The 22,861-nt window shown below is 71.3% G+C and carries 28 protein-coding genes; 14 read left to right on the forward strand and 14 right to left on the reverse strand.

The features are described 5' to 3' along the window. Positions 1-226: 226 nt before the first annotated feature. Both ABTY62_RS05710 and ABTY62_RS05715 read right to left on the reverse strand, forming a co-directional pair. A complete protein-coding gene (locus tag ABTY62_RS05710; protein ID WP_352128106.1) occupies positions 227-742 on the reverse strand; it encodes a DUF1269 domain-containing protein in 516 nt (171 codons plus the stop codon). A gap of 48 nt (positions 743-790) precedes the next feature. After that, entirely contained in the window at positions 791-1,954 is a 1,164-nt protein-coding gene (locus ABTY62_RS05715) for a trypsin-like serine peptidase (RefSeq protein WP_352128107.1), read from the reverse strand. A gap of 287 nt (positions 1,955-2,241) precedes the next feature. On the opposite strand from ABTY62_RS05715, the gene ABTY62_RS05720 reads away from it, so the two are divergent. From ABTY62_RS05720 to ABTY62_RS05730, 3 genes are all read left to right on the forward strand, one after another. Then, positions 2,242-2,814 carry a TetR/AcrR family transcriptional regulator gene (locus tag ABTY62_RS05720; RefSeq protein WP_352128279.1) on the forward strand — a complete coding sequence of 191 codons (573 nt, stop codon included), beginning with the start codon at positions 2,242-2,244 and terminating at the stop codon, positions 2,812-2,814. Further along, a complete protein-coding gene (locus ABTY62_RS05725) occupies positions 2,811-3,185 on the forward strand; it encodes a VOC family protein (RefSeq protein WP_352128108.1) in 375 nt (124 codons plus the stop codon). The genes ABTY62_RS05720 and ABTY62_RS05725 overlap by 4 nt, the downstream gene beginning before the upstream one ends. Before the next feature lie 160 nt (positions 3,186-3,345). After that, positions 3,346-4,374: a hypothetical protein gene (locus ABTY62_RS05730; RefSeq protein WP_352128109.1), complete on the forward strand. Its 1,029-nt coding sequence runs from the start codon at positions 3,346-3,348 to the stop codon at positions 4,372-4,374. On the opposite strand, the gene ABTY62_RS05735 is transcribed toward ABTY62_RS05730, so the two are convergent. Genes ABTY62_RS05735 through ABTY62_RS05745 form a run of 3 tightly spaced genes read right to left on the reverse strand, consistent with a single transcriptional unit; the run spans position 4,352 to position 5,987 of the window. Further along, positions 4,352-4,972, reverse strand: a complete 621-nt coding sequence (locus ABTY62_RS05735) for a hypothetical protein (protein WP_352128280.1) — start codon at positions 4,970-4,972, stop codon at positions 4,352-4,354. The two genes, ABTY62_RS05730 and ABTY62_RS05735, sit on opposite strands and share 23 nt — an antisense overlap. Before the next feature lie 25 nt (positions 4,973-4,997). After that, positions 4,998-5,423 (reverse strand): DUF6210 family protein, encoded by a 426-nt coding sequence (locus tag ABTY62_RS05740; RefSeq protein WP_352128110.1) that lies wholly within the window; start codon positions 5,421-5,423, stop codon positions 4,998-5,000. Between the two features lie 57 nt (positions 5,424-5,480). Then, positions 5,481-5,987 carry a S1 RNA-binding domain-containing protein gene (locus ABTY62_RS05745; RefSeq protein WP_352128111.1) on the reverse strand — a complete coding sequence of 169 codons (507 nt, stop codon included), beginning with the start codon at positions 5,985-5,987 and terminating at the stop codon, positions 5,481-5,483. 52 nt (positions 5,988-6,039) lie between these two features. Between ABTY62_RS05745 and ABTY62_RS05750 the strand changes: the two genes are divergently transcribed. Together ABTY62_RS05750 and ABTY62_RS05755 are read left to right on the forward strand one after the other, a co-directional pair. Beyond that, positions 6,040-7,287 (forward strand): hypothetical protein, encoded by a 1,248-nt coding sequence (locus ABTY62_RS05750; RefSeq protein ID WP_352128112.1) that lies wholly within the window; start codon positions 6,040-6,042, stop codon positions 7,285-7,287. 111 nt (positions 7,288-7,398) lie between these two features. Next, a complete protein-coding gene (locus ABTY62_RS05755) occupies positions 7,399-8,070 on the forward strand; it encodes an SCO2207 family protein (RefSeq protein WP_352128113.1) in 672 nt (223 codons plus the stop codon). A 15-nt stretch (positions 8,071-8,085) separates the two neighbouring features. Here the strand turns inward: ABTY62_RS05755 and ABTY62_RS05760 are convergent, their stop codons facing one another. Further along, positions 8,086-8,787, reverse strand: coding sequence for a hypothetical protein (locus tag ABTY62_RS05760; RefSeq protein WP_352128114.1), 702 nt, complete (start codon positions 8,785-8,787; stop codon positions 8,086-8,088). Next, positions 8,784-9,125: a PadR family transcriptional regulator gene (locus ABTY62_RS05765; RefSeq protein ID WP_352128115.1), complete on the reverse strand. Its 342-nt coding sequence runs from the start codon at positions 9,123-9,125 to the stop codon at positions 8,784-8,786. Before ABTY62_RS05765 ends, ABTY62_RS05760 begins: the two co-directional genes overlap by 4 nt. An 83-nt stretch (positions 9,126-9,208) precedes the next feature. On the opposite strand from ABTY62_RS05765, the gene ABTY62_RS05770 reads away from it, so the two are divergent. From ABTY62_RS05770 to ABTY62_RS05780, 3 genes are read left to right on the forward strand one after another with little or no spacing between them, the layout of a single operon-like run. Further along, positions 9,209-9,664, forward strand: a complete 456-nt coding sequence (locus tag ABTY62_RS05770; protein ID WP_352128116.1) for a hypothetical protein — start codon at positions 9,209-9,211, stop codon at positions 9,662-9,664. 5 nt (positions 9,665-9,669) lie between these two features. Continuing rightward, positions 9,670-9,918, forward strand: coding sequence for a hypothetical protein (locus ABTY62_RS05775; protein WP_352128281.1), 249 nt, complete (start codon positions 9,670-9,672; stop codon positions 9,916-9,918). Position 9,919: 1 nt separating this feature from the next. Then, the gene (locus tag ABTY62_RS05780; protein WP_352128117.1) at positions 9,920-10,594 is read left to right on the forward strand and encodes an HD domain-containing protein; all 675 of its coding nucleotides are present in this window, start codon (positions 9,920-9,922) and stop codon (positions 10,592-10,594) included. A gap of 190 nt (positions 10,595-10,784) precedes the next feature. Here ABTY62_RS05780 and ABTY62_RS05785 read toward each other — a convergent pair whose 3' ends face one another. From ABTY62_RS05785 to ABTY62_RS05800, 4 genes are all read right to left on the reverse strand, one after another. Further along, entirely contained in the window at positions 10,785-11,504 is a 720-nt protein-coding gene (locus ABTY62_RS05785; RefSeq protein ID WP_352128118.1) for a DUF4276 family protein, read from the reverse strand. Beyond that, positions 11,473-12,600, reverse strand: coding sequence for an AAA family ATPase (locus ABTY62_RS05790; RefSeq protein ID WP_352128119.1), 1,128 nt, complete (start codon positions 12,598-12,600; stop codon positions 11,473-11,475). Before ABTY62_RS05790 ends, ABTY62_RS05785 begins: the two co-directional genes overlap by 32 nt. Next, complete coding sequence (locus ABTY62_RS05795) at positions 12,597-12,944, reverse strand: hypothetical protein (RefSeq protein ID WP_352128120.1); 348 nt, start codon at positions 12,942-12,944, stop codon at positions 12,597-12,599. Before ABTY62_RS05795 ends, ABTY62_RS05790 begins: the two co-directional genes overlap by 4 nt. Before the next feature lie 190 nt (positions 12,945-13,134). Next, positions 13,135-13,494, reverse strand: a complete 360-nt coding sequence (locus tag ABTY62_RS05800; protein ID WP_352128121.1) for a hypothetical protein — start codon at positions 13,492-13,494, stop codon at positions 13,135-13,137. A 289-nt stretch (positions 13,495-13,783) separates the two neighbouring features. Between ABTY62_RS05800 and ABTY62_RS05805 the strand changes: the two genes are divergently transcribed. After that, positions 13,784-14,077, forward strand: a complete 294-nt coding sequence (locus tag ABTY62_RS05805; protein WP_352128122.1) for a GntR family transcriptional regulator — start codon at positions 13,784-13,786, stop codon at positions 14,075-14,077. Positions 14,078-14,090: 13 nt separating this feature from the next. On the opposite strand, the gene ABTY62_RS05810 is transcribed toward ABTY62_RS05805, so the two are convergent. Beyond that, complete coding sequence (locus ABTY62_RS05810) at positions 14,091-15,248, reverse strand: nuclear transport factor 2 family protein (protein WP_352128123.1); 1,158 nt, start codon at positions 15,246-15,248, stop codon at positions 14,091-14,093. 95 nt (positions 15,249-15,343) lie between these two features. On the opposite strand from ABTY62_RS05810, the gene ABTY62_RS05815 reads away from it, so the two are divergent. Together ABTY62_RS05815 and ABTY62_RS05820 are read left to right on the forward strand one after the other, a co-directional pair. Then, positions 15,344-16,294 carry a LysR family transcriptional regulator gene (locus ABTY62_RS05815; protein WP_352128124.1) on the forward strand — a complete coding sequence of 317 codons (951 nt, stop codon included), beginning with the start codon at positions 15,344-15,346 and terminating at the stop codon, positions 16,292-16,294. A gap of 103 nt (positions 16,295-16,397) precedes the next feature. Then, positions 16,398-16,751, forward strand: a complete 354-nt coding sequence (locus ABTY62_RS05820) for an antibiotic biosynthesis monooxygenase family protein (protein WP_352128125.1) — start codon at positions 16,398-16,400, stop codon at positions 16,749-16,751. A 22-nt stretch (positions 16,752-16,773) separates the two neighbouring features. On the opposite strand, the gene ABTY62_RS05825 is transcribed toward ABTY62_RS05820, so the two are convergent. Then, positions 16,774-17,892: an FAD-dependent oxidoreductase gene (locus ABTY62_RS05825; RefSeq protein WP_352128126.1), complete on the reverse strand. Its 1,119-nt coding sequence runs from the start codon at positions 17,890-17,892 to the stop codon at positions 16,774-16,776. 54 nt (positions 17,893-17,946) lie between these two features. Here ABTY62_RS05825 and ABTY62_RS05830 point away from each other — a divergent pair, with 54 nt between their 5' ends. After that, positions 17,947-18,639, forward strand: coding sequence for a TetR/AcrR family transcriptional regulator (locus ABTY62_RS05830; protein WP_352128127.1), 693 nt, complete (start codon positions 17,947-17,949; stop codon positions 18,637-18,639). A 129-nt stretch (positions 18,640-18,768) separates the two neighbouring features. On the opposite strand, the gene ABTY62_RS05835 is transcribed toward ABTY62_RS05830, so the two are convergent. Then, entirely contained in the window at positions 18,769-19,140 is a 372-nt protein-coding gene (locus tag ABTY62_RS05835) for an SDR family NAD(P)-dependent oxidoreductase (RefSeq protein ID WP_352128282.1), read from the reverse strand. A gap of 131 nt (positions 19,141-19,271) precedes the next feature. On the opposite strand from ABTY62_RS05835, the gene ABTY62_RS05840 reads away from it, so the two are divergent. Continuing rightward, positions 19,272-22,022, forward strand: a complete 2,751-nt coding sequence (locus ABTY62_RS05840) for a hypothetical protein (protein ID WP_352128128.1) — start codon at positions 19,272-19,274, stop codon at positions 22,020-22,022. Positions 22,023-22,274: 252 nt separating this feature from the next. Next, positions 22,275-22,850, forward strand: a complete 576-nt coding sequence (locus tag ABTY62_RS05845; protein WP_352128129.1) for a TetR/AcrR family transcriptional regulator — start codon at positions 22,275-22,277, stop codon at positions 22,848-22,850. The last annotated feature ends 11 nt before the right edge of the window (positions 22,851-22,861 follow it).

Raw genomic sequence — 22,861 nt, forward strand, 5'->3', positions numbered from 1 at the left:
AGCCCCAGCCGACGGGGTCTGGGGCGGGCCCCAGTTGCGGGGCCCGGGGCAAGGCCCCGGGCAAGGGGGCCCTGGGGCGAAGCCCCGGTTGCGGGGACGAAGCACGGGCCCCGGGGCCTGGGGCGGAGCCCCGGAGGCGGGGTCTGGGGCGGAGCCCCGGCGCGGGGGCCTGGGGCGCAGCCCCAGTTTCGGGAAGGGGCGGGGAGGGGAACAGCCCGCCGCCCCACTAGAACGCATCCGCGACCGCCGACGCGATCTCCTTGCGCACCTGGTCCGCCGGATACCGGGCCACCGGGCGCCCGTACGGCGCCAGGGCCCGGTCGGCCGCCCCGGACGACGGCTCCCGCACATCCGCGAACAGCACCGTCGTACCCGGCGGCACCTCGGCCGCCAGCATCTCCAGGGCCGCGCTCACCCCCGTAGACCTCTCCGCCGCCCCCGTACCCTCCCGCGCATCCCGCGCCGCACCAATGAAGCCGCCTTCGCCAAAGCCGATCATGATCCCCAGCGGCCCGCCCAGAAGCCCCACGAGCCCGCCCATCAGGCCGTCGACGGTGAAGCAGCGGGCCCCGGCGCCGTCCACGCAGTCCGGCAGATCGAGCGTCCCGTCCATGGCCCGCGCGATCACCGCGCCCTCGCACAGCGACAGCGCGCCCTCGTCGTCGGCGCGGAGCAGCGCGTCGAGCGCACGAGGGCCCGCCTCCGGCCCGGCGAGGTCCATGAACAGAACACTCTCACCCATACCCCCCACTCTTGCCGCAGCCGGCCCCCCGCGCACCCCGTAGCCCCCTCATTCGCCAGCCGCGAACTTCCGGCTGATCGCGTCGAACACGCCCTTGGCCTCGCTGCCCAGACGCGGCCCCGCGAGCCAGGTGTGCGCGTTGGAGCCGATGGAGCTGTTGGACACCAGCACGGTCTTGCCGTCGCGGTTCACAAACCACCCGCCGCCGGAGGAGCCGCCGGTCATCGTGCACCCGATCCGGTACATGGTCGGCGCGGAGGGCGAGAACGACAGCCGGCCGGGCCGGTCCAGGCAGTTGAACATCAGCGCCCCGTCGTACGGCGACGCGGCCGGGTAGCCGTACGCGCTGATCGAGCTGACCCGGTCCGCCGACGGCGCCCCGAACCAGACCGGCACCGAGGCCCCCACGGTCTCCTCCAGCGACTTGCCGCCACCGTTCTCCGGCTTCACATGCAACACCGCGAAGTCGTACGCCGAGCCGACGTTGCCGGTGTGGGCGCCCTCGTCGATCCACTGCGAGGAGGTCTGCGACCAGTCCGCCCACCACACGCCGTACGGGGCGACCTCCCGGCTCGCGGCGGTCTGGGTCCGGTCGGCCGGCAGCCCGTTGTCGTTGTACGACGGCACGAAGACGATGTTCCGCATCCAGCCGCCCTTCTTGCCGGAGTGCACACAGTGGCCCGCCGTCCACACCAGGTTGGACTTGCCCGGGTGGGCCGGGTCGTCGACGACCGTGCCCGAGCACACCATCGGCCCCTCGGGGCTGTCGAAGAAGACCTTGCCGACCGGCGCCATGTTCAGGTGGTACGGCCGCGAGACCTGCTCGGCCCGGGTCGCGGGCGGCTCGGGGTCGGTGGCCGGCTGGCCCTCACCGGCGCTCTGCGTGGTGACGGTGTTCGGCGCGTCCGTGGCCTTGGCCATCCTGGACGGCTGCCAGAAGTTCTTGATGACGGGGTTGGCGAAGTCGGAGGCCTTGCGGGCCCAGTTGTCCCAGTCCTTCCAGGCGCCGTCCTTCCACTTCTTCAGGTCGTCCAGGCTGGTCGGCACCCCGTCCGGAATCCTCAGCCCGTCCTTGGCCTTGTCCCCGGCGGTGGCCGAAGCGCTCGGCTCGGACCCGGCGTTGTCGTCGCCCGGCCCGCAGGCCGTGGCGGAGACCGCGAGCAGCGCGGCCAGGGCCGCGGCGGCCACGGCGGAGCGGCGTATCGATGGCATGGAGCTTGCCCCCTGAGTGGTGCTGTGTGGTGCTGTGTGCTGCTGCGCCGTGTGGCACTTCCCCACACGCAACGCGCGCCCCTTCCGGAACAGGCACCCACTATGCCCGCGTCCCCGCCCACAGCCCCCTGCCCGGCCAACAGCCCGCACACAACACGAACCGGGTCAGCACGAATCCATGACATTGACGGAGTGAGTACTCACTCCGTATGGTGGGAGGCATGGCGAAGGCAGAACCACCGGCCCGGCGGCGCGCGCCGGGCATGAGCACCGAGCAGCGCCGGGCGATGATCGTCGCGGCAGCGCTGCCCCTGGTCGCCGAGTACGGCGCCGCGGTGACCACGGCGCAGATCGCGCGCGCCGCCGGCATCGGCGAGGCGACGATCTTCCGCGCCTTCAAGGACAAGGAGGAGGTGCTGGGCGCGTGCACGGCCGAGGCCATGAACCCGAGTCATGTGCTGCGCGAGCTGGCCTCGATCTCCCTCGACCAGCCGCTCGCCGACCGGCTCACCGAGGCGGCCGAGGCGATGCGGGCCCACTTGGCGCGGATGGGCGCGGTGGCCGGGGCTCTGCATGCCTCGGGCCACCGCCGCGAACGCTCCCCCGCCGCCCGCCCCTCCGACTCCCGGACCTCCGACTCCCGGGAGACGTCGATGCGGGCGACCCGCGACGCCCTGACCGAACTCGTCGAGCCCGACCGGGCGGCCCTCCGTCTGCCCCCCGAAAGAGTCGCCTCGATCTTCCTCGGCATGCTCTTCACCCAGCTGCACTTCGGCGCCGAGGGCGCCGACATCGATCCGGTGGAGTTCGTCGGCGTCCTCCTGCACGGCACCCTCAACCAACCCGGGAGCGGCACATGACCGTCACGCTGAACCACACCATCGTCCCCGCCGTGGACCACCGCGAGGCGGCCCGGTTCTTCGCCTCCGTGATGGGCCTGGAGGAGCTTCCGCCCGCGGGCCGCAACGGCCACTTCGCCCCCGTGCGGGTGAACGACACGCTCACCCTTGACTTCATGACGGTGGCCGACCCCGAAGGGCACCATCTGGCCTTCGACGTGGACCCGGCCACCTTCGACGCGATCCTGTCCCGGATCCGCGCGGCGGACATCTCCTACGGCAGCGACCCCACCGAGCCCGACAACGGCCGGATCGACCACCCCCTGTGCCCCCGGGGCCTGTTCTTCCAGGACACGGCGGGAAATCTGTACGAGGTGATGTCCCCGGCGTAACGGACTCAGGCCATCAAGCGCGGCAGCCGACGGATCGTCTCCTCGTAGAACAGGGCCTCGTCGCCGTCCGCCCGCGCGGATTCGATGACGCTCCAGAAGCGATCCGTGTCCATGTGGTCGACTGTGCCACGGGGGTCCGACAACGCAGGGAGGACGCGAGATGAAGGTCGGCTCGGCACGTGCCGCCGCGGCCGGGTGGGTGGAGACGTACGCCCGCCCCGAACCCGGCTTCCGCGGGGCGTACTTCAGCGGCTCGACGGTCGGCCTGCCCGACGACGCCGAGCTGCCGCCGACCTCCGACGTCGATGTCGTGGTCGTGACCGCCGAGGACGACCCGCCCGCCAAGCCCGGCAAACTCCGCCACCACGGCGCCCTGCTGGAGATCAGCTGTCTGCCCTGGGCACAGCTCGCCTCGCCCGACGCCGTGCTCGCCTCGTACCACCTGGCCGGCAGCTTCCGCGGCGACACGGTCATCGACGACCCCACCGGCGGGCTGCGCGCCCTGCACGCCCGCGTCTCGCGCGACTTCGCCGCCCGACCCTGGGTGCGCCGCAGATGCGAGGACGCCCGCCGCAGGATCGAGAACGGGCTGGCGGCGATCGACGCCTCGGCGCCGTTCCACCAGCAGGTCACGTCCTGGCTGTTCCCCACCGGCGTGACCACCCACGTGCTGCTCGCCGCCGCCCTGCGCAACCCCACCGTACGGCTGCGCTATCTGGCCGCCCGCGATGTCCTCGCCGACCACGGCCAGCTCGGCCTCTACCCCGAACTCCTCTCCCTCCTCGGCTGCGCCGACCTGCCCGCCGAGCGCGTCCGGCACCATCTGGACGCGCTCGCCGCGACGTTCGACGCCACCGCCGCCGTGGCGAGGACCCCGTTCTTCTTCTCCAGCGACATCACCCCGGCCGCGCGGCCCATCGCGATCGACGGCAGTCAGGACCTCATCGACCGCGGCCGCCACCACGAGGCCGTCTTCTGGATCATCGCGACCTTCGCCCGCTGCCACACCATTCTGGCCGCCGACGCCCCCGAGACCCACCGGGCGCTCACCCCGCCCTTCCGCGCCGCCGTCGCCGACCTTGGCATCACCGGGCCCGCCGACCTCCGCCGCCGCGCCGAGGAGGTCACCCGGTTCCTCCCCCGCCTCTGGCAGACCGCCGAGGCGATCATCCGCGCAACGGCGCGCTGATCTCCCAATCCGTGTCGAGCCGCTCGACCAGGGCCCGGGCCAGGGACGGCGCGTAGCGCTCGGCCCACTGTCCGGCGAGCCCCAGAAACCCGCGCAGCTTGCCCCGTACGTCCTCCAGCAACCCGTCCAGCTCGGCGACGGCCAGCTCAACGGGCGGCCCGTCACGCCCCTCACACCCGTCACGCCCATCCGGCCAGATCCGTACCACCCGCCCCAGGTGCTCCACCCGCGGGGACGGGTCATGGCCCAGCCACGGCTCCGCCCCGTCCGCCAGGTCCAGCCACTCGCGCCAGGTCTCCAGACCGCAGCAGCACCCGGAGCGTACGAGGGCGCCGCTGACCGTGTCCGCGACGCACAGCCCGCCCGGGGCGATGGTGCACTCGGCCTCGACCGTGCGCCGCACCAGTTCGAGGCCGTCGGCCGCGAGGGGGTCGCCGGGGTCGAGGTCGTGGTTGTAGCCGACCCAGACCGCCATCGCCGTGCCGACCTCCAGCGGCGACTGCCCGCCGGAGAGGAGCAGCACGCGGTCGGCCGAGGGGGCGGCCACGGGCCACAGGGAGAAGTCGCGGGCCCGGTACGTCTCCAGGGCGGCGTCCATGACGATCACGACGAGGTCAGTGGGTTCAGTCGGAGTTGCACCACAGCAGCACGCCCGGCCCGTCCGGCGTGGTCACGGGGATCCACGCCTCGTCGGCGTCGGCGAGCCGGTCCTCGTCGAGTCGCAGCTGATGCGGCTCCTCGTTGTCACCGTCGCAGACCCAGAAGGTCACGCCCTCGACGATCTCCCGCAGCTTGGCCGACTCGTCGGCCGTCCACGGATGATTCCGGGTCCCGGCCCCCCGGAAGTGCCCCTCGAACAGCTCGCACAGCCCGTCGAGCGCATCGGGCCCGAACAACGGCACCAGATATCCCTCGACCTTCCCCTGCCGACAGGCCGTCCCCCCGTACTGCTGCTGGTAAAACACCCCGGTGGCCGCCTGGACCACCACATAGAGCCATTCCTCCGACGACCCGTCGGGGTCGAGGAAGACAAATCGCTGACCGGCCATGCCCGCAGTCTGCGGCCTCGCGCCCGCCGCCTCAACAGGATTTCGACGCCGCCCGCTTCAGCCCGCGGACACGGCGGACAGCAGGACGCGGCGGCGTTCCAGGTCCACCTCGACGATCTTCACTGTGAGCTCGTCGCCCTCGCCCGCCACCTGCCGCGATTCGGGGAGCGGCACGAGCCCCTCGATGCCGTCGGCGACCCGGACGAAGACGCCGAACGGGACCAGTTTGGTGACCAGTCCTGTGACCACCTGCCCGACCGTGTCCGCGAACGCCACCAGCGGGTCCTCCCGCAGCGCCCGCAACGACAGCGACGCCTGTCCGCGGTCGAGGTCCGCGTGAAGGACTTCGAGGGAGAGCCGCTCTCCCACCCGGACGATGTCGGAGGGGTGCTCGTAGCGCGTCCAGGCCAGTTCGGGGATCCGGATGAACCCGGTGCACCGGCCGTCCGGTTCGCCGTCGATGCGCACGAACACACCGAAGGTGTGGATGCTCTCCACTGCACCGGTCACGATCCCGCCCGGCCGAAGCCCGCCGAGGAAGTCCCGTATCGCCCCGCTCGCCACGGGGCAAGCATCGCAGCTGTCAGTGTCAGTGGCCCGGTGCATCATCGATCGCATGGCACGCACCGGCTCGATCGGCTCCTCCCCACCCCCGTGGGGCGTCCGGTACACGCTGTGTCTGCCCACCGAGGACGCGGCGCGGCGGGCCGCGGCGGAGCTGGCCGGGGCCGGGCACCGGCTGACCGCGATACGGGCCCATGGCCAGGTGCCGGACCCCGAGTTGGCCGGCTGGTGGCAGGTGTTCTCGCTCGCGGTCCACACCGGTCATGACCGCTTGGCGCTGGAGCCGTTCCTCAGACACGAGCGCATACGGATGGCCGGGCTCGCCCGGTCCCTCGGCGGATTCCACCAGGGCTGTGCCGAGGGTCACGCGTCCACCCTCCAGAGGATCTTCACCCGGGACGGCCTGGTGCACGAGCGCGCCGAGGCCGAGGTCGCCCCGCCCGCCCCGCTGCCCACCGACCCGGCCCCGCCCCCCGGCTGGGGACCGCGGTGGCCCGGCCCGGCGTCCCCCCTGCCCGACCGGCCCGAGGACGTCGTCCGGGCGGTGGTGGCCGTGGCGGAGCGGATGTACGGCGGCGCGGACGACGCGCCCGACGCCGTCGGGTGGCTGCTGGAGGAGGACTTCGCGTTCGGGGAGCCGTACGAGTCGACGGGCGAGTTCCTGGGCGAACTGGCCGATGCCGTGGCCCACCAGGGCGACTGCACCGACGACACCGTCGAGGCCGTCCCTTTCCTGGCCGAGTTGGCGCGCGACGGTGGCGTTCCGCCCGTGGTCCGGGTGACCGTGCTCGGCGACCTCCTCCGGCTCGCCGCGGCCGGCGCCTCGCTCGCCGTCTTCGCGGCCGACCGCGTCGCCGCGCTCGGCGACGTCTGGCAGGAGCGCGCCGACGTACAGCTGACGCGGCGGGCGATCGGCCGCGCGCTGCCGCGTCTCCTGGCCCGCTGGGACGAGGAGGGCGACGCGGCCCGGTTCGTACTCGCCGCGCTGGCCGCCGCGGCCTCGGACGGCGCCGCGGCCGGGCTCGTCCCCCGTCTGAAGGATCTCCCCGCCCCGGCCGGCTCACCCCGCGCCGACACCGTCGCGCTGATCGCCGCGCTCCTGGCCGACGACGAGCCGGGCCTCGCCACCGCCCTGCGCCGGCTGACCTCCTGGCGCCCCGCCATCGCGGAGCGGACGGCCACGCCCCACGCCACTCCCCGGCAGCTGGCCCTGGCCGTCCTCCCGGACCTGGTCATGGAGGACGCCGGTCCGGCCGACCGGCCGGGGCCGCTCGCCGCCCCTCCTACGCCAAGGCTCTGACCTGCACCGACGCCAAAGGTCTGGACCTCGTTGAACGGTCCGTGGCGCGCGACCGTATCTGGGCTGCGAAAGGCACCGCACAGCACGGACCGATCGAGCGAGGAGTTCCGCATGTCCCGGAAGCGTCGTGTGACCCGGCCCCAGAAGATCGCCCTGACCATCGGCGCGGCAGGTCTCGTGGGCGGCGGCCTCGCCGTCGGCGTCGGGGTCAGCCAGGCCTCGGAGACCACTCAGGCCAAGGCGCCCACGGAGAACTGCGCCGGGCTCGACACCGCGCTGCGGAACAATCTGAACTTCATCGCCGGCCAACAGGCCAACCCCGACGCCCAGTCCGAGGCCAGGATCGCCAACCGCGAAGAGGTGGTGAAACAGATTCAGCAGCGCCGCCAGGTGGCGGGCTGCACCGAGGCCGTCACACCCTCGGCCCCGGCGGACTCAGCCCCGGCGACGACGGCCCCCGAGACCACCGCCCCGCCCACCGCCCCGCCCACCGGCGGCGCACAACAGCCGGGCGGCGGCGCCGACGGGGCCTCCGGCGAGGTGGTCTGCGCCGGCTCCACGGTCACCCTCTCCGGCGAGGAGGGCGCGCCCGCCGCCTCCAGCAACCAGTTCCCGGTCGGCACCCGGCTCAAGGTCACCAATCTGGACAACAACAAGTCCACCACGGTCAGCGTGACCTCGACCTCGGGCAGCTGCGCCCTGCTGAACAACGCCGCGTTCGAGCAGGTGCGCGAGCCCGGGAAGTTCCTCATCCGACGGGCCGTCATCGAGCGCGTCGGCTAGGGGTCCGTACGCCCGTCAGCCCCGCTGGGGGGAGATCCCGCGCGGGGCGACGACGGGCAGCCGGGCGCACTCGCGGCAGGCGCGGGCGGAGGCCGCGACCCTGATGTGCGAGGCGATGGTGACGGCGCCCATGAGCGCGCTCAGCGGCCAGTTCCCGGCGAGGACCGACGCGGTGGTGAGGGTCAGCGCGCTGACCGCCAGGGCCGTACCGGCGGTGGTGCCGGTCCAGGCGACCATCAGCGGGAGCCGGGGCGGGGTGGGCAGTCGGCGGGCCAGCGCGCCGGTGGCGGCCAGCGACACCCCCGCCAGCAGCGCGGCGGCGGCCGCGACGCCGCCCACATGGGCGGCCAGGATCTGAGCGGAGTGGGGCAGCTGCCGGCCATGGCCCACGATCGCCGTCAGGTACCAGCAGACGATCAGGAACGGGACGGTGAGCGCGACGACGCGCGCGGTCTGACGGGCCTGGGCGATGGTGAGTTCCCGCTGGAAGGCGGGTGCGACGTCCTCGACGCTCCCGAAGTCGTCCACCGCTTGGCGGGCGGCGCGCTCGGCGCCCCGGCCGTCGGGGCCTCCCCCGTCGCCGATGTCCGCCGCGGCGTCGATGAGCGCGTCGCGCGCCTCGGTCAACATCCGCTCCTTGACCCGCGCCGGGCCGTGCAGCGCGGCCGCCAGAGCGGCGACATGCCCGTCGATCGGGTCGGGGCCAAGGGCCGTCACGTGGCCGGCCTCGGCGCCGGCGAGGGGTCCAGGACGGCGCCGATCGCCGCGGTGAGCTCGCGCCAGGCCGTGCGCTCCTCGGCCAGGCTCCGCCGTCCGGCGTCCGTCAGCTCGTAGCAACGGCGGCGGCGCTCCCCGGCCGACTGCCAGTCGCTGCGCAGCAGCCCGAGCCGCTCCAGCCGGTTGAGCGCCGGATACATGGTGCCCGTGCGCAGCTCCAGGGCGCCGCCGCTGCGCTTCTGCACGGCCGTGATGATCGCGTAGCCGTGCAGCGGCCCCTGCTCCAGCGCGGCCAGCAGCAGCGCGTCCAGGTGCCCGCGCACCGCATCGCCCTTCATGAGGGAGCAGCCTACCCATCCACCTGTAGGTGCGCTATATATTGGCAGCCAATATGTAGGCTACTCACTCAAGCGGAGTCGCAGTGACCAAGCTGCTGTTGTCCGTACACGTCCTGGCCGCGATCCTGGCCATCGGTCCGATCGCCGTGGCCGCCTCGATGTTCCCCCGCTTCGCCCGCACCACGGGCGACGCCGACCAGGAGCCGGGCGCGCGGCGAGGCCCCGCGACAGCCGCGCTTCTGCATCGCGTCTGCCGCGGCTACGCCGTCTTCGGCCTGGCGGTCCCGGTCTTCGGCCTCGCCACCGGCGCCCAGCTCGGCGTCCTGGGCGACGCCTGGCTCATCACCTCGATCACCCTGACCGCGATAGCCGCCGCCCTGCTGGCGCTGACCATCCTCCCCGCCCAGCAGCGCCTGCTGGCCACGCCGGACGGCGCGGCGGCCACCCGGCTCGGCATGCTCACCGGGATCTTCAATCTGCTGTGGGCGATCGTGGTCGTCCTGATGATCGTCCGCCCCGGCTCCACCACCGGAGCGTGACCACCATGCGCACCCTGCGGATCGCGGCCGCCGTCGAGGCGGCCTCCCTGGCGGCCCTGCTGATCAACCTGGCCACCATCCACACCAAGGCCGTCACCGCCCTCGGCGGCCCCGTGCACGGCCTGTGCTACCTCACCGTCATCGTCTGCACCTTCATGACCCCCGACGCCACCCCCGCAGCCCGCCGGCTCGCCGTCATCCCCGGCATCGGCGGCCTGCTCGCCCTCCGCCGAATCCACCCCCGAGAGGCCTGAGATGACCGACCCGTACGCCGGCTTACCGTTCCCCCGCACCGCCCTGGCCCTGAAAGCCCTGCACCACACCCGCGGCATCGAAGCGCCGGCGATCTTCAACCACAGCCTGCGCACCTATCTCTACGGCCGCTTCCTCGGCGAGTGCCGGGGACTGCGGCCCGACCACGACTACGACGACGAGCTGCTGTTCCTCGGCTGCTTACTGCACGACGCCGGACTCAGCCGCGAAGGCGACGGCGACCAGACCCTCAACCTCGACGGCGCCGACCTGGCCGCCCACTTCCTCACCCACCAGGGGATGGCCGCCGACCGCGTCGACATCGTCTGGAACGCCATCGCCCTCCACCTGCACCCCGACCTGGCCGCCCGCAAACGCCCGGAGATCGCCCTGGTCACCGCGGGCGCCGGCTACGACCTCGGCCCGGACCCGACCCACCCCCTGCCACCCGGCTACGCCGACGAGGTCCACGCCGTACTCCCCCGCCTGCACTCCTCCGCCGTGCTCTACGACACGATCGTCGACCAGGCGCTCGCCAAACCCCACAAAGCCCCGCCGTTCACCATGCCCGGCGAACTCCTCCGCCAGAGACCGGGCACACCCTGGCCCACCTGGCAGCAACTGATGACCCAGGAACCGAGCTGGCACGACTACGACGGCTACCCGCCGACCAACTGACCGAGCGGGCTCGAAGTCGCGGCGCTGGTCGGCGTCACGGGTAATTCGCGGTCACCTCGTGGGAGGCGTGGTCCCGGCATGCGGACAGGACGAGCGAATCAGGGGTATACCATCCGCCCGGGAGTTGACCGCCGCGGCTCAGGAGCCGAGATCCGGCGCAGGACGCCGTGAACGGTGAGGATGGTTCCGGTCAGGGTGCCGTGTTCCCTCCGGGCCCGCTTTCGAGCCGCTTCAGCCAGGCGTCGAGATGCGGGCAGGCGGCGCGCAGTGCGTCCAGGCCGAGCAGTTCGACCGCGTCAGGGCCATCCACGACCTTGCGGTAGCCGGGGTACGCCCTGAGGATCCGCTTCGACGGAGCGGTGTCGGGGCCATCGTTGACGAGCTCGGGTCCACCCGCAGCAGTCACGTGGGCCTGCAATACGTCGGCCAGCCTTGGTGATGCGACCAGCTCGGAGAGTTCGCTCGCGGCGGCGAGCACCCACGCCTCCGTCTCGTGCAGGACGAGGAAGGACAGGAACCGGCGATCGGCGACAGCCCGTGTCATGGCGTCCTCTACATGGAGCGCACGGGCGTAGGCGTCACCCGCCGGGGCATCGGCGAGCCCAGGGGTATCGGAGGGCAGTCCGTAGAGGTCCAGCATGGTGGTCACCGTGTCGACAGCCGAATTCCGCAGCAGCGCGCGGATGTCGTGCTCGATCTTGGACCACTTGCTCACCCCTCCCTTGTCGTGCGGCCGTCCCACCGCCCGCCGGGTCTTCAGCGCGACCGGAGTGAGCCAAACACCTCGCCTGCTCAGCTCGGGCTGGAAGACCTGCCCCACCAGGCGTTCCTCCGTCGCGCCCTCCACCAGTACGTGCACCTGACGCATCAGCTCCGCCTCACCGCTCCGGCTCGGGCCGGGGGCGGCCACCCAGCAGATTCTTCAGCCACAGGTCGCCGAGCGAGTAGTCGTCGAGCCAAGCAGCGAGGGTCTCCGGATCCGGCCGGTGCAGCTTCGTCGAGCCGCCCACACGATCGGTGACGACGAGTTCGCCGAGCTCGAACTGGTCGAGCAGAGTGACGGACTGGGTGGCGGTGAGAACCTGGCTGCGGGTGGACGCCGACCGAAACAGCTCCGCCAGGACGGTGAGGGCGAACGGATGCAGCCCGAGTTCGGGCTCGTCCAGCACTAGGAGGGCCGGTGGTCGCGGCTGGATCAGCAGCGTGGCCAGGCAGATGAAGCGCAGGGTGCCATCGGACAACGCGTCGGCCGGAAAGACGGTGTCGGACCCGGTTTGTGTCCATCGCAGCGGCACCCGCTTCGCCACGTCTTCGGTGAGGACGAAGTCCCGGAAGAAGGGCGCGACGGAACGGACCGTACGCACAATGGTCCGATACTCCGCCGGGAACTCCTCACGCAGGCGCAGCAGAAAGGCGGCGAGATTGCGTGCGTCCGGGTGCAGAGCCTCCGTGTCGGAGGCGTAGCCCGGCTGCTTCACCGGAGCGCCGGGGGTTGTGTCGTGGAAGTGGTAGACACGACAACCGCGCAGTATGTCCAAGGTGTGGCGGGCTACGCCGCCCATTCCGCGCGATCCCTCCTCGGCCACCTCGGCAAGTCGTGATTCGTGGTGACCGGGGCCGATCTCCTGTTTCAGCGGCTGCGTGTAGCGGCCCGTGTCATGGAACTCCGCCACTTCCCGCGCGAAAACAAGCTCTCCGCGACGTGACGGAACCAAATACGCCTCGTAGCCATTGACGAGGTCGTTGTCGGCCGCCTCCACTCGCAGTCCGATCCCCGCGGTCCCCTTGGCCTCATCGTGCATCAGCGCCGCGGCGCCACCGCGCAGCCCGACCTCCATGGCCAGCTCCCCGTCGGCGATGCGTCCGAGCAGGTCAACCGCCTCGATGAAGTTGCTCTTGCCTGCACCATTGGGGCCGACAAGCACGGTGACAGGACCCAGGTCCAGTTCCACCTTCTTGATCGACTTGTAGCCGCTGACGGCGATACGCCGAATCCTGTGTGTCACCGGCCGGGCTCCACGCGAAGCGCCTGGTGGCGGATGCTGGATGCCTCTTCGAGCAGCGTCTTGGCCTCGGCCAGGTCGGCGCACTCGGCGGCGCGCGCTTCGACATCCCTCACGTGAGCGTCGAGCTTCGGATCACGGGCGATCGCGTACTCGCCCCACCAGCGGGCCATGAACGCGGGCACGGTGCTGATGTCGTACGCGTCGGCGACGGCCCACTTCCAGTGCTCGTCGAAGTCAGGAAGGAGTTGGGGAGCCTGCCGGGCGATCGCCTCGCGCAGCGCCTTCGGGTTCCGCTCGGGCATGGGCGGGATGAACGGTGTGGATTCCGCAGCGTGGGCGGTCATGAGCGATGTTGCTCCTTTGTACTCCTTCGGCGCGGCCGCGCATACGACCATAGCCCGCCTCACCAGCCCGACGAGCACTGATGGGCGGCACGGACGCATTTGGCCAACCCCGGGGATGCCGGGTCCACAGGCTCCCGTCCGGCCGGACGGCACAATCCCAGCCGAACGGGAGCCCTGAGGAGCCAGTGGGTTACTCGTCGCGGGTCCCGTCGCCTCTGGCGTCCTCGACGTCCGTATCCGGTACGGGAAGGCGAAGCCCGCGCGACTCGGCGACGCGCAGCGCATCGCCGAGGCACTCGGCAAGCCGGATTCCGGAGTACCGCACCTCGGTGTACGGCGACATGGGGTCGCCCAGCACCTTGCGCGCGAGGCCGAGCACCTCCGCACCCGTGGCCAGCAGCCGGGCCTCTGTCACGTCGGCGAGGCGCGAGAGGTGCCCGCCCTCGCTGCCCGACGAGAGGTAGCACGGCCTCCCCTCCGGGGACAGCCAGGGCAGCAGCCGGAGCGCGGTGGCCTGCTCCATCGACTTTGTCGACTCCGTCGGCTCCATCAGGCGGCCGCCTTCAACGTGCGGGTCGGACGGGCGCCTGCGCGATGGGTGCCCGTCCCGGGGGTGAGCAGAAGGCTCAACCAATAGGCGGTGTGGCGGATAAAGTTCCGCATGTCGACGCTCCTTGTCAGCGTTGGCCGCGCCCCGGGGCCCTGCCAGGCCGCCGGGGTCTCTGTTGCCCCAACCCTACAGTGCGTTAGGAAGCAGTAGGTAGTAATAGGAAGCATTGGGATGCACATGGTTGCTACCTCATGTGGTGAGCTGCTTCGAGGCGTCTTAGCGTGCAGCCATGGCTGATGATCGCGACTGGAAGCCCGACCTGACGAGCCACGTCTACGTGTATCTGCAGGTTATGCACCACATCGCCGAGCAGATCCGCTCCGGACGCCTACCTGAAGGGGCGCGCCTTCCGGCAGAGCGTGACCTCGCGGAACAGTACGGCGTGGCCGTCAACACCGTCCGCCGGGCCATCCGCGACCTTCGCGATCAAGGTCTCGTGATCACTGTGCCCATCAAGGGCACCTTCGTCCGCGCCGAGCAACCGCCCACCGGCGCCCCCGACGAAAACGAAACCGCCAACTGACGGCCCCACTCCCTCAGGAGTGCCGGTGGTACGCCTTGTTCGCGATGCGCCACCCGTCGCCGACGCGCACCAGCAGGAAGACGTCGGTGAACGTGTCTGGGCCGTGCGAGAGCGTCATCGTGGCGGTCGCGACGGTGCCGTGGACATCGATGGAGTCGATGCGGCGGGAACGGGTCGGCTCGTCCAAGGCCGGCCGTCCCTGGAAGAGAGCGCAGTACTCGTCCAGGCGCCACGAGACAAACGCGCCGTCCCGGATTCCCTCGATGTGGGCGGTGGGCAGAAACGCGTCGCGGAAGTGGGCGGGGTCCCCCGTGGCGTGTCCGCTGATGTAAGCGCGAAGCGGTTCGACTACGGCGTCCCCGACGGCGGGGACCGTGGCGGCGACGGCGATGTCGGCCTCAGGGCCGGCAGGGGTGTCGGCCAGGCCGGCCGCGCTGCGCAAGGGGGTGTTCGACGCGGCGGCGAGCAAAGCCATGTCCTTGGCCAGCGCACCGATCGTGAACTCGGCCGTCGCAGCGGGCGGTTCGCCGAGGAGGAAGGGCCGCTTACGGCCCACGAGCCCGCCGAGCTGGCCGAGTTCGAGGACATCCAGCACCTGGGTACGGGGCAGACCGAGGGCGTCGGCTTGGCGCAGTGAGTCACGCAGCGCGAGGACGGCGCCGGCGAGGCTGTTGTTGGCGATCAGCTTGAGCGCGGCGGCGGTGGAGGCGTCGTCCACGCGCCGGACGGTACCCAGGGTTTCCAGAACCGGTCGGGCTCGATCGAGCGTGTCCTGGTCGGCGGCGGCAAGGATCTGCAGGGTGCCGGCAGCAGCGGCCGGTACGGAGCCGAGCACGGGCGCGTGGACATAGGACGGGCCGAGTCGCCGGGCCAGTTCCGACGCCTCGGCGGGGGCGATCGTGCTCGTGTTCAGCACGATCGTGTCCGTACGCAGCGAGTCGCGGACGTCGTCGAGGACCTGCTGGCAGGCAGGTCCGTCGAACAGTGACAGGAGCACGAGGTCGGCCTTCGCCACGGCGGCGCTCGGATCGCCGGTCACCTGGACGGTGCCTGAGGTGCGCCCGGAGCGTGTCCAGCCGACGACGTCCCAGCCCTGGGCGGCGAGTCGTGTCGCGAGCGCGGCGCCCATGCGCCCCAAGCCGAGAACAGCGAGCGTGTGTGGTGCGGTCATGCGCGCCACAGTGGTGCACCGCGAGGGCTGCGACAAGCGCAGATTCAGCAGGCCAGCCCTGCGAGATACGCATACCAGCTGCGCATACTGGCCCCATGGACCTGACCGTATGGCGGACCTTCGTGACCGTGTGCCGCCTCGGATCGCTGTCGGCGGCGGCTGCCGAGCTCAACCACACGCAATCGGCAGTCTCCCGGCAGATCGCCGGGCTGGAGCGGCGGATCGGCGTACCGCTGGTGGATCGCCATGCGCGCGGTGTGCGTCCGACTGCCGCGGGCGAGGTGTTCCGGCGGCACGCCCTCGCCACGCTCAACGAAGCCGACCGCGCCGTACGGGCCGCACGAGACGTTCACGACGGGCCGTACGGTCGGCCGCTGGCTGTCGGCGCCGCCCCTTCGCTCGCCTCCGGGGTCGTTCCCGAGGCCATCCGGGGCTTGCTGAAGCAGGCCGGATCCATCCGGTGGAGCCTGGTCCCCGGCCTGAGCACACAGCTGCACCAGCGTGTGATCGCCGGTGATCTCGACATCGCCGTCGTCACTGACGCACCGCCGGGGCTGCCCCATGACCCGCGGGTCGATCGGCGGTTCCTGGGCCTGGACGACATGGTCGTCGTCCTGCCCGTCGGCCATCCGCAGGCCGGGGGCGGCCCGGTGCGCATGCAGACGCTGGCCGACCAGACCTGGGTCGAGGACAACGACGGCTCTGCGGCACTCCTGCGCCAGCACGCCGCCCGTGCGGGAGTCAGCGCCCGCATCGATCTCACCGCGGCCGATCTGTACGGCAAGCTGGCCCTGGTCGCAACCGGTCATGCCATCGCGCTGGTACCCGGGGTGCTGACGTGCGCGCTGCGCACCGACGTCACCACAGTGGGTCTCGTCGATCCCCCGACCCGGGGCATCTACACGGTCGCACCACGCCGCGACCCTCACCCCTGTGCAGGGTCTCTCCACGATCAGCTCGCCGCCGCGTTCGCCTCGGCCCGCCCTGCCCACGCCGCTCACCAGCAGGCCGGGGCCGAGCACCCGCCACACCCACGCGTCCGCTGACGAACGTCGACTCAGAGAGCTTTGGTCAAGAGCTGGATCCCTTATGTATCCCGTTCAGGAAAGACCCTTGATCGTCGGGCGCGTCCCGCCTCACAGTGGCGCCATGAGCAATCACTCCGAAGCACCTGTCACGCCCGTCGAGGCCTTTGAACCCCCCTACTACGTCGCTGTCTTCACTGCGGTGCGCACCCAGGACCAGAGCGGCTACAGCGAGACCGTCGCACGCATGGAAGACCTGGTGAAGGACGTCCCGGGGTACCTGGGGATGGATTACGCGCAGACTCCTGGCGGGCTGGCCATCACCGTCGGGTACTTCCGCGACGCCGATGCCCTCACGGAGTGGCGGAGCAACGCCGAGCACCGCGCGGCGCAAAAGCGCGGGCAAGCCGAGTGGTACGAGAGCTACACGCTGCATGTGGCGAAAGTGGAGCGGAGCCACGGGTTCACGCGAGCGTAGGCGCGGGTCGCGCGCTCGGCGGTCAGGATGGCTGGACTTGGTCGAAGAGGGCGAGGGCTTCCGCGGGGTCCGGGCTCACAAGTCGCTCCAGACCGGCCGTCGTGATCTTCGCCCACCTGCCGGCCCGTGCCCACATCCGTTCCTCGAAGGCGCGGACCGCCTCGCCCAGATCTCCGGAGCCGGTGGCGATGGACTCGGCGAGTTCGGCGCCATCCAGCATCGCGAGGTTCGCGCCCGCCCCCAAGGGGGGCATCAGATGGGCGGCGTCGCCCAGGAGCGTCACCCCGGAGACGTGGGTCCAGGTGTGGGACACGGGCAGGACGTAGAGGGGGCGGTGGACGAAAGCGGCGCCGTGGCCGAGGAGGTCGAGGACGGGAGCGGCCCAGCCGTCGAACAGAGCCAGCAGGCTCGATCGCACGGCCTCGGCATCGGCCAGGTCCAGGTCCGTGTGCCAGTCCAGGGGCGCGCGGAACTGGGCGTACACCTTGACGTTTCCGCCGCTGTTGCGCTGGGCGACGAGCGCTCGGTTCACGCCGTACACAGCCAGGGAACCGTCGCCGATCAACCGGGCGAGGTCAGGGTGGCGGGCGTCGACATCGTCCAGGGAGGTCTCGACCGTGGTGACGCCGGTGTAGTGCGGCGTCACCGCTGAGACCGCCGGGCGGATCCGGGACCAGGCGCCGTCCGCACCGACCACGAGATCGAACGTCTCCTGTCGCCCGTCCGCGAAATGGACCAGCACGCCGTCCGGGGTCCCCGGCACCACCTGCGTCACACCCCGCCCCCACCGGACGTCGAGAGGGCCGAGCAGCAGGTCACGGAGTTGCCCGCGGTCGATCTCGGGATTGGCCCGGTCATCCGGACCGGGTCGCCAGTCGCGCAGGACGGTCCCGTCCGCGTCCAGGATGCGCATGGCCTGCCCCTCGGGACGGGACAGCGCCTGGAACTCCGCCAGCAGCCCCGCCTTGTCCAGCGCGAGCTGGCCCAGCCCTTCGTGCAGATCCAGCGTGCCGCCCGGAGGGCGGGCGTCGGGGGCGGGATCGCGTTCGAGGACGGTGACGGGGTGATCATGGCGGTGCAGGACGCGGGCGAAGGTAAGGCCGCCAGGGCCGCTCCCGACCACGGCGATTCGGTGTCTCATGTCGATACACTGTATTGGACCCATACAATGCATCGCAACAGTATGGTGTGACACATGACTGTGTGGGACCGGCCGGAGCCGCCGACTCGCCCCGTGCCGCTCGACCGGGAGCGGATCGTCGCCGCCGCCGTCGCGCTGGCCGACGAGGGCGGGCTACAGGCGGTGTCGTTGCGCAAGGTCGCCGCCCGGCTGGACGCCGGCCCGATGCGGCTGTACGGATACATCTCCACCAAGGAGGAGCTGTTCGACCTCATGGTGGACGAGGTCCAGGCCGAGATCCTCCCCGAGGAGCAGCCCGGCGACTGGCGGGAGGCGCTGAGCATCCTCGCCCACCGCACCAGGCAGGCCGCCCTCCGTCACGAATGGCTGGCCGACCTGCTCGGCGGCCGCCCGAGCCTGGGCCCGAACGGCCTCGCCGTGACCGAAGCCACGCTGGCCGCCCTCGACGGCCTCGCCGACATCGACACCGTCATGCGCGCCGTGGAGACGGTCAGCGCCTACTTCACCGGCGCGATCAGGCGCGAGATCGCGAACCTGCGAGCCGAGCGCGCCACGGGCCTGTCCAAGCGCGACTGGCAGCGCGCCTCCGGCCCGCATGTGACGAAGATGTTGGCCACGGGCCGCTTCCCGGCGCTGGCCAAGGCCGTGTACGACGGCACGGACATGGACGCCGAGGCATCCTTCGCGACCGGGCTGGACTGGGTCCTCGACGCCGTGGCCGCCAAACTCACCCGGCCGCAGGCGTGACGCAGGTCGGTTTCGCGATGCCGGACGCCTCGCCCAACCGCCCGCCCACCCGCCCGAAACTTGACAACGCTGAAGGGCTCCACGTCGTCGACATGGAGCCTTTCGGCGCGGAGCGAACCCTGGGAGGGTTCAGTAACGCATCAGCTCGTGCTGCCATTCGGCCTCGGGCTGGTTGTGCAGCTCGAGATATGCCTGGGCGAGCACTGCCGGATCGAAGCGCGCTTCTCCGCCGCCGATCTCCCTCGCGATCGTGACGCTGGTCGCGTGCACGCCCGTTCCCGCCAGTTGGTCGTGAAGTACCTGCACGTACGCACGCAGCGCGGCCTTACCGACGGACAGGGACGCGAATTCCTTGGAGGGCGACAGCGCGTAGCCGCCGCCTGTGAACAGGAGGCTCCCGCGGCCATCACGCAGCTCCGGCAGGACGGCGTTGGCCGCGACCCTGGCGCCCAGGACGTTGATGGCCGTGACATTGGCCCAGTCCTGGTCGTCACCGCCGATGGGCGAGTCCCTGCGAAGCCCCTGACCCTGCTAGGTTGCGGCGGCATGCCAACATCCTCCCCGACTTCGTTCCACCCGACCGGGGTGACGACCAGGCAGGGCCTGAGTCTGCGGATCCGCTGCAATGCGACGTGACGAACGGTAGGGACTGCGCGTTCACCTGGGGGCGGGGGAATACCAAGCCTGAAGACGTCGCAGCGGCCCTGGAGTTGCTGGCCCCCGACCACGGGCGGCTATGGGGCGAACTGGCGGTGTTCGCCACAGGCGCTCGCGTCGAACGTACGGTGCTCCTGGCCCTGTGGCGGGAGCGGGGCGCACTCGACCACCGTGCCGGCGAGCGGTTGTGCGCCGATCTCGCCGACCTGTCGATCCTCGCCGACCACGGCCCCACGGTGCGACTGGACCCGGACGTGCGGGCGTTTCTGCGGGCTCGGCTCGACGCGGCCACGCTCACCGGGGTGCATGCGTCCCTGGTGCGGGTCGCTCGCCGGCGCCTTCCCCCCGGCGGCGAGGGGGCAGCCTGGTGGCTGCTGCCGTGCAGCGAGGGGTACCTGTGGGAGCATCTGCCCGGCCATCTTCTGGAGTCCGGCCGAGTGACGGAACTCGCCGGGTTGCTGGGCGACCTGCGCTGGCTGACGGCAAAGATCCGGGCCTGCGGCACCGCCGCGGCGGAGGCGGACGCGGCGCTCGTGGACACGGACTGGGCACGGGCGCTGGCCCGGTCGCTCGCGCGGTCGGCACACGTGCTCGACCGGGCCAGGCAGTGGGACGCCGACCCGAAGGCGGTACTGATACCGGACCAAGCCGAGCGGCGCGCCGCAGAGGCCCGCGACTGCCTGCCGTCGGAGCTGGTGAACCAGTTGCGCGGCGTCCCCGAACTCGCACCACTTCTGGACACGTTCGTGCGAGGCCTGCCACCCCGGCCGCGCCTCTTCGCGCACTCGTGGCCGTCTGGGACCGATCCGGCGCCCCGGCGGACGATTCCGGCCCGGGGCAGCGCCGAGGCCGCTTGTGTCGTGGCCCACGACAGTTCGTCGCTTGCCGGGATCGGTGAGCGCGTCACAGTGTGGGAGATCGGCACCGGCCGTGTACTCGCCGACGGCGATAGCTCGCCGGTACCCGCGGCGGTGGCGGCGCCGGACGGATCGTGGCTGGCCGTCGCCGAACGCAGCACGCAGGCGATATGCGTGCTTGATGCGCGGACCGGCGAGACGCTGAAGAGGATTCCCGTGCCAGGTGGCCATCCAGCCCACCTGGTCGCCGCGCCGGACGGAAGCTGGCTCGCCGCCAGCACCCTTCCTCCCGACCAGACGGTGACGGTCTGGGACGCGGCGACGGGCGAGGTGCGGACCCAACTGCACAACATGGGCTTTGACATGGCAGCGGGTGGCCGGTGGCTGGCTGTCGGGCGCCCCGGGCCGGTGACCATTCACGAGCTGGAGGGCGGCAGCCCACCACGTGTCCTGGGGCCCATGAAGGCATTCACAGGCCCTGGTGAGGCGCTCGCTCCCGACGGCTCATGGCTGGCATTGATCAGCGCGAACGACGAGGCCCAGGTGTGGGACACCGCCACGGGAACGCTGCGGTTCGCCGTTCCGCTCACTCCCGGCTGCCACAACGCCCTGCTCGCCGACGCGCCCGCTGACGGCTCCTGGCTGGCAGTCACTGACGACCGGGACCGCACGGTACGGGTGTGGGACACCCGTGAGGGCACTCTGCTGGCAGTGCTGGCCGGGCACACGGACACCATCCACAGCCGCGCCGTGTCGCCGGACGGGACGTGGCTCGCGACGGCCGGGCGTGACGGCACCGTGCGGGTGTGGGACACGGCCACCTGGCGGACCCGCCACGTGCTGCCCGACAGCGGCACGGCTCTCCTCTCGTCGCCCGACGGGACGTGGCTCGCCGTCGGAGACGGGGACTCGACACGAATCTGGGACGCGGCAACCGGCCGCATGCGCACGCGCGTTCCCGCGTTCGGAGCGTTCGCCGGAGCCGCCGACGGCAGCTGGCTCGCCACCCTGGACCGGTTCGAGGCCGTCCTGCGCGTGTGGGACATCCCGGCTCGGCATGACAGCTCGGTGGCAGCTGAACCGCCACAACCGCCCGAGCGTGTGGACCGCGCGCGTCAAACCGCCGCCGCCGATCCAGGCTGGTCGCCCACCGTGGCCGACGACGGCCACACAGTGCACCTCCGGGATCCGGCCACCGGCCAGGTCCGCGCAACGCTCAGCAGGCATGCGACGGCCGTCGACACGTGCGTGGCCACACCCGACGGCAGCCACGTGGTGACGATCTGTACCGATGGCGTCCTCCGCCTCTGGGACACGGCCACCCGCACGGTGCGCACCCTGCTCACCGGGCAGGAGAGCACCCAGCTTTGTGCCGTCGATCCGGACGGGGCATGGCTGGCAACCGACAGCAGGGACGGCGACGACGCCGTCATCCGACTGTGGGATTCCGCCACCGGCCATCTCCTGCACACCAGCAGGTTCTACGGGCAGGTATCCGAACTCGTCGCCGGCCCCAATGGGGCATGGCTGGCCTGGCGTGGCATGCACGCCACCCAACGGGGAGTCACCGTGGTCGCATGGACCATCTCCCGAAACGAGAACGGCGCGCTCCGTCTCGACCGGGGCGCCGAGCTTGACGGTGCGGGGCTGCTGAGCGCAGCCCCGGACGGGCGGTGGGTCGCCCTCGTAGAACGCCCGTACACGCTCGGTATCTGGGACACCGCGAGCTGGAAATGCGTGGCCGTCACCTGGCTCGGCACGGAAATCACCCACTGCGTCTGGCCGTCCGACTCCTTCGGCCCCCACGTGACGACCAGCGGGGCAGAAGAACCGTTCGTCTTCGACTTCTCTTGTCCGGGCGCCGACTGAGTCCTGTACCGCATGCTTTCCGGCGATCTTCATCGCCCGCATAGGTGATCTTCAGAGTGCAGACTCAGGCACCTCGAAAAGCCGTGCGCGAGATCGACGACGACCAGCAGCTCACGAAGCTCATCGAGACCCGCGACTGGATCCATTCAAGCCGGTGGTCGACGAGATCCCGCGGGCGGATCTGGACGCGCCGCGCAAGCAGGGGCTCACCAGAAATTTACACACTTGCGCTTGAGTGTTAAATTCGTAGCCATGCCGAAGGTTCCGTCTTCCCAGGTCGTGCTCGACAGTGCCTACCGCTGCTTCTGCCGCAACGGTTTCCGCCGCACGACGATGTCCGACATCGTCGAAGAGGCGCAGCTGTCGCGCCCGACCGTCTACAAGTACGCCGGGACCAAGGACGACGTGTTCGCGAAGGTCGTCCAGGCGAGGCTGGAGGAAGCCTCGGCGGCGGCCGAGCAGGCGGCAGCCGCCGGCGGCACGCCCGAGGAGAAGGTTCTCGGTGTGCTCACGGTGAAACTGGAGGTCGCGATCCGTCTGTGGCGCGACAGCCCCGCGCATGCCTACGAGCTGCTGTCCGCGGCCTCTGCCCACACCCCTGAGCTGGTCACCGCCTACATGGACCACCTCGCGGAGCTCGTCACCTCGGCCCTGGCCGCCGTCGTCCCCGATATCGCCCAGCAGGCGGCCGGCGTGCTGCTCACGTTCACCCGGGGCCTGGAGGACGACCTGCGCGATGCCGAAGCGGCCCGCCGGGACCTCAAGGCCGGAGTCCAGATGATCACCCGCGGCGCGCTGAGCCGCCCTGCCCCTTCACCTCTCGCCTGACCCACCAGCAG

This window comes from Streptomyces sp. NPDC097640 (genome assembly GCF_040302705.1).
Classification (GTDB): Bacteria; Actinomycetota; Actinomycetes; order Streptomycetales; family Streptomycetaceae; genus Streptomyces.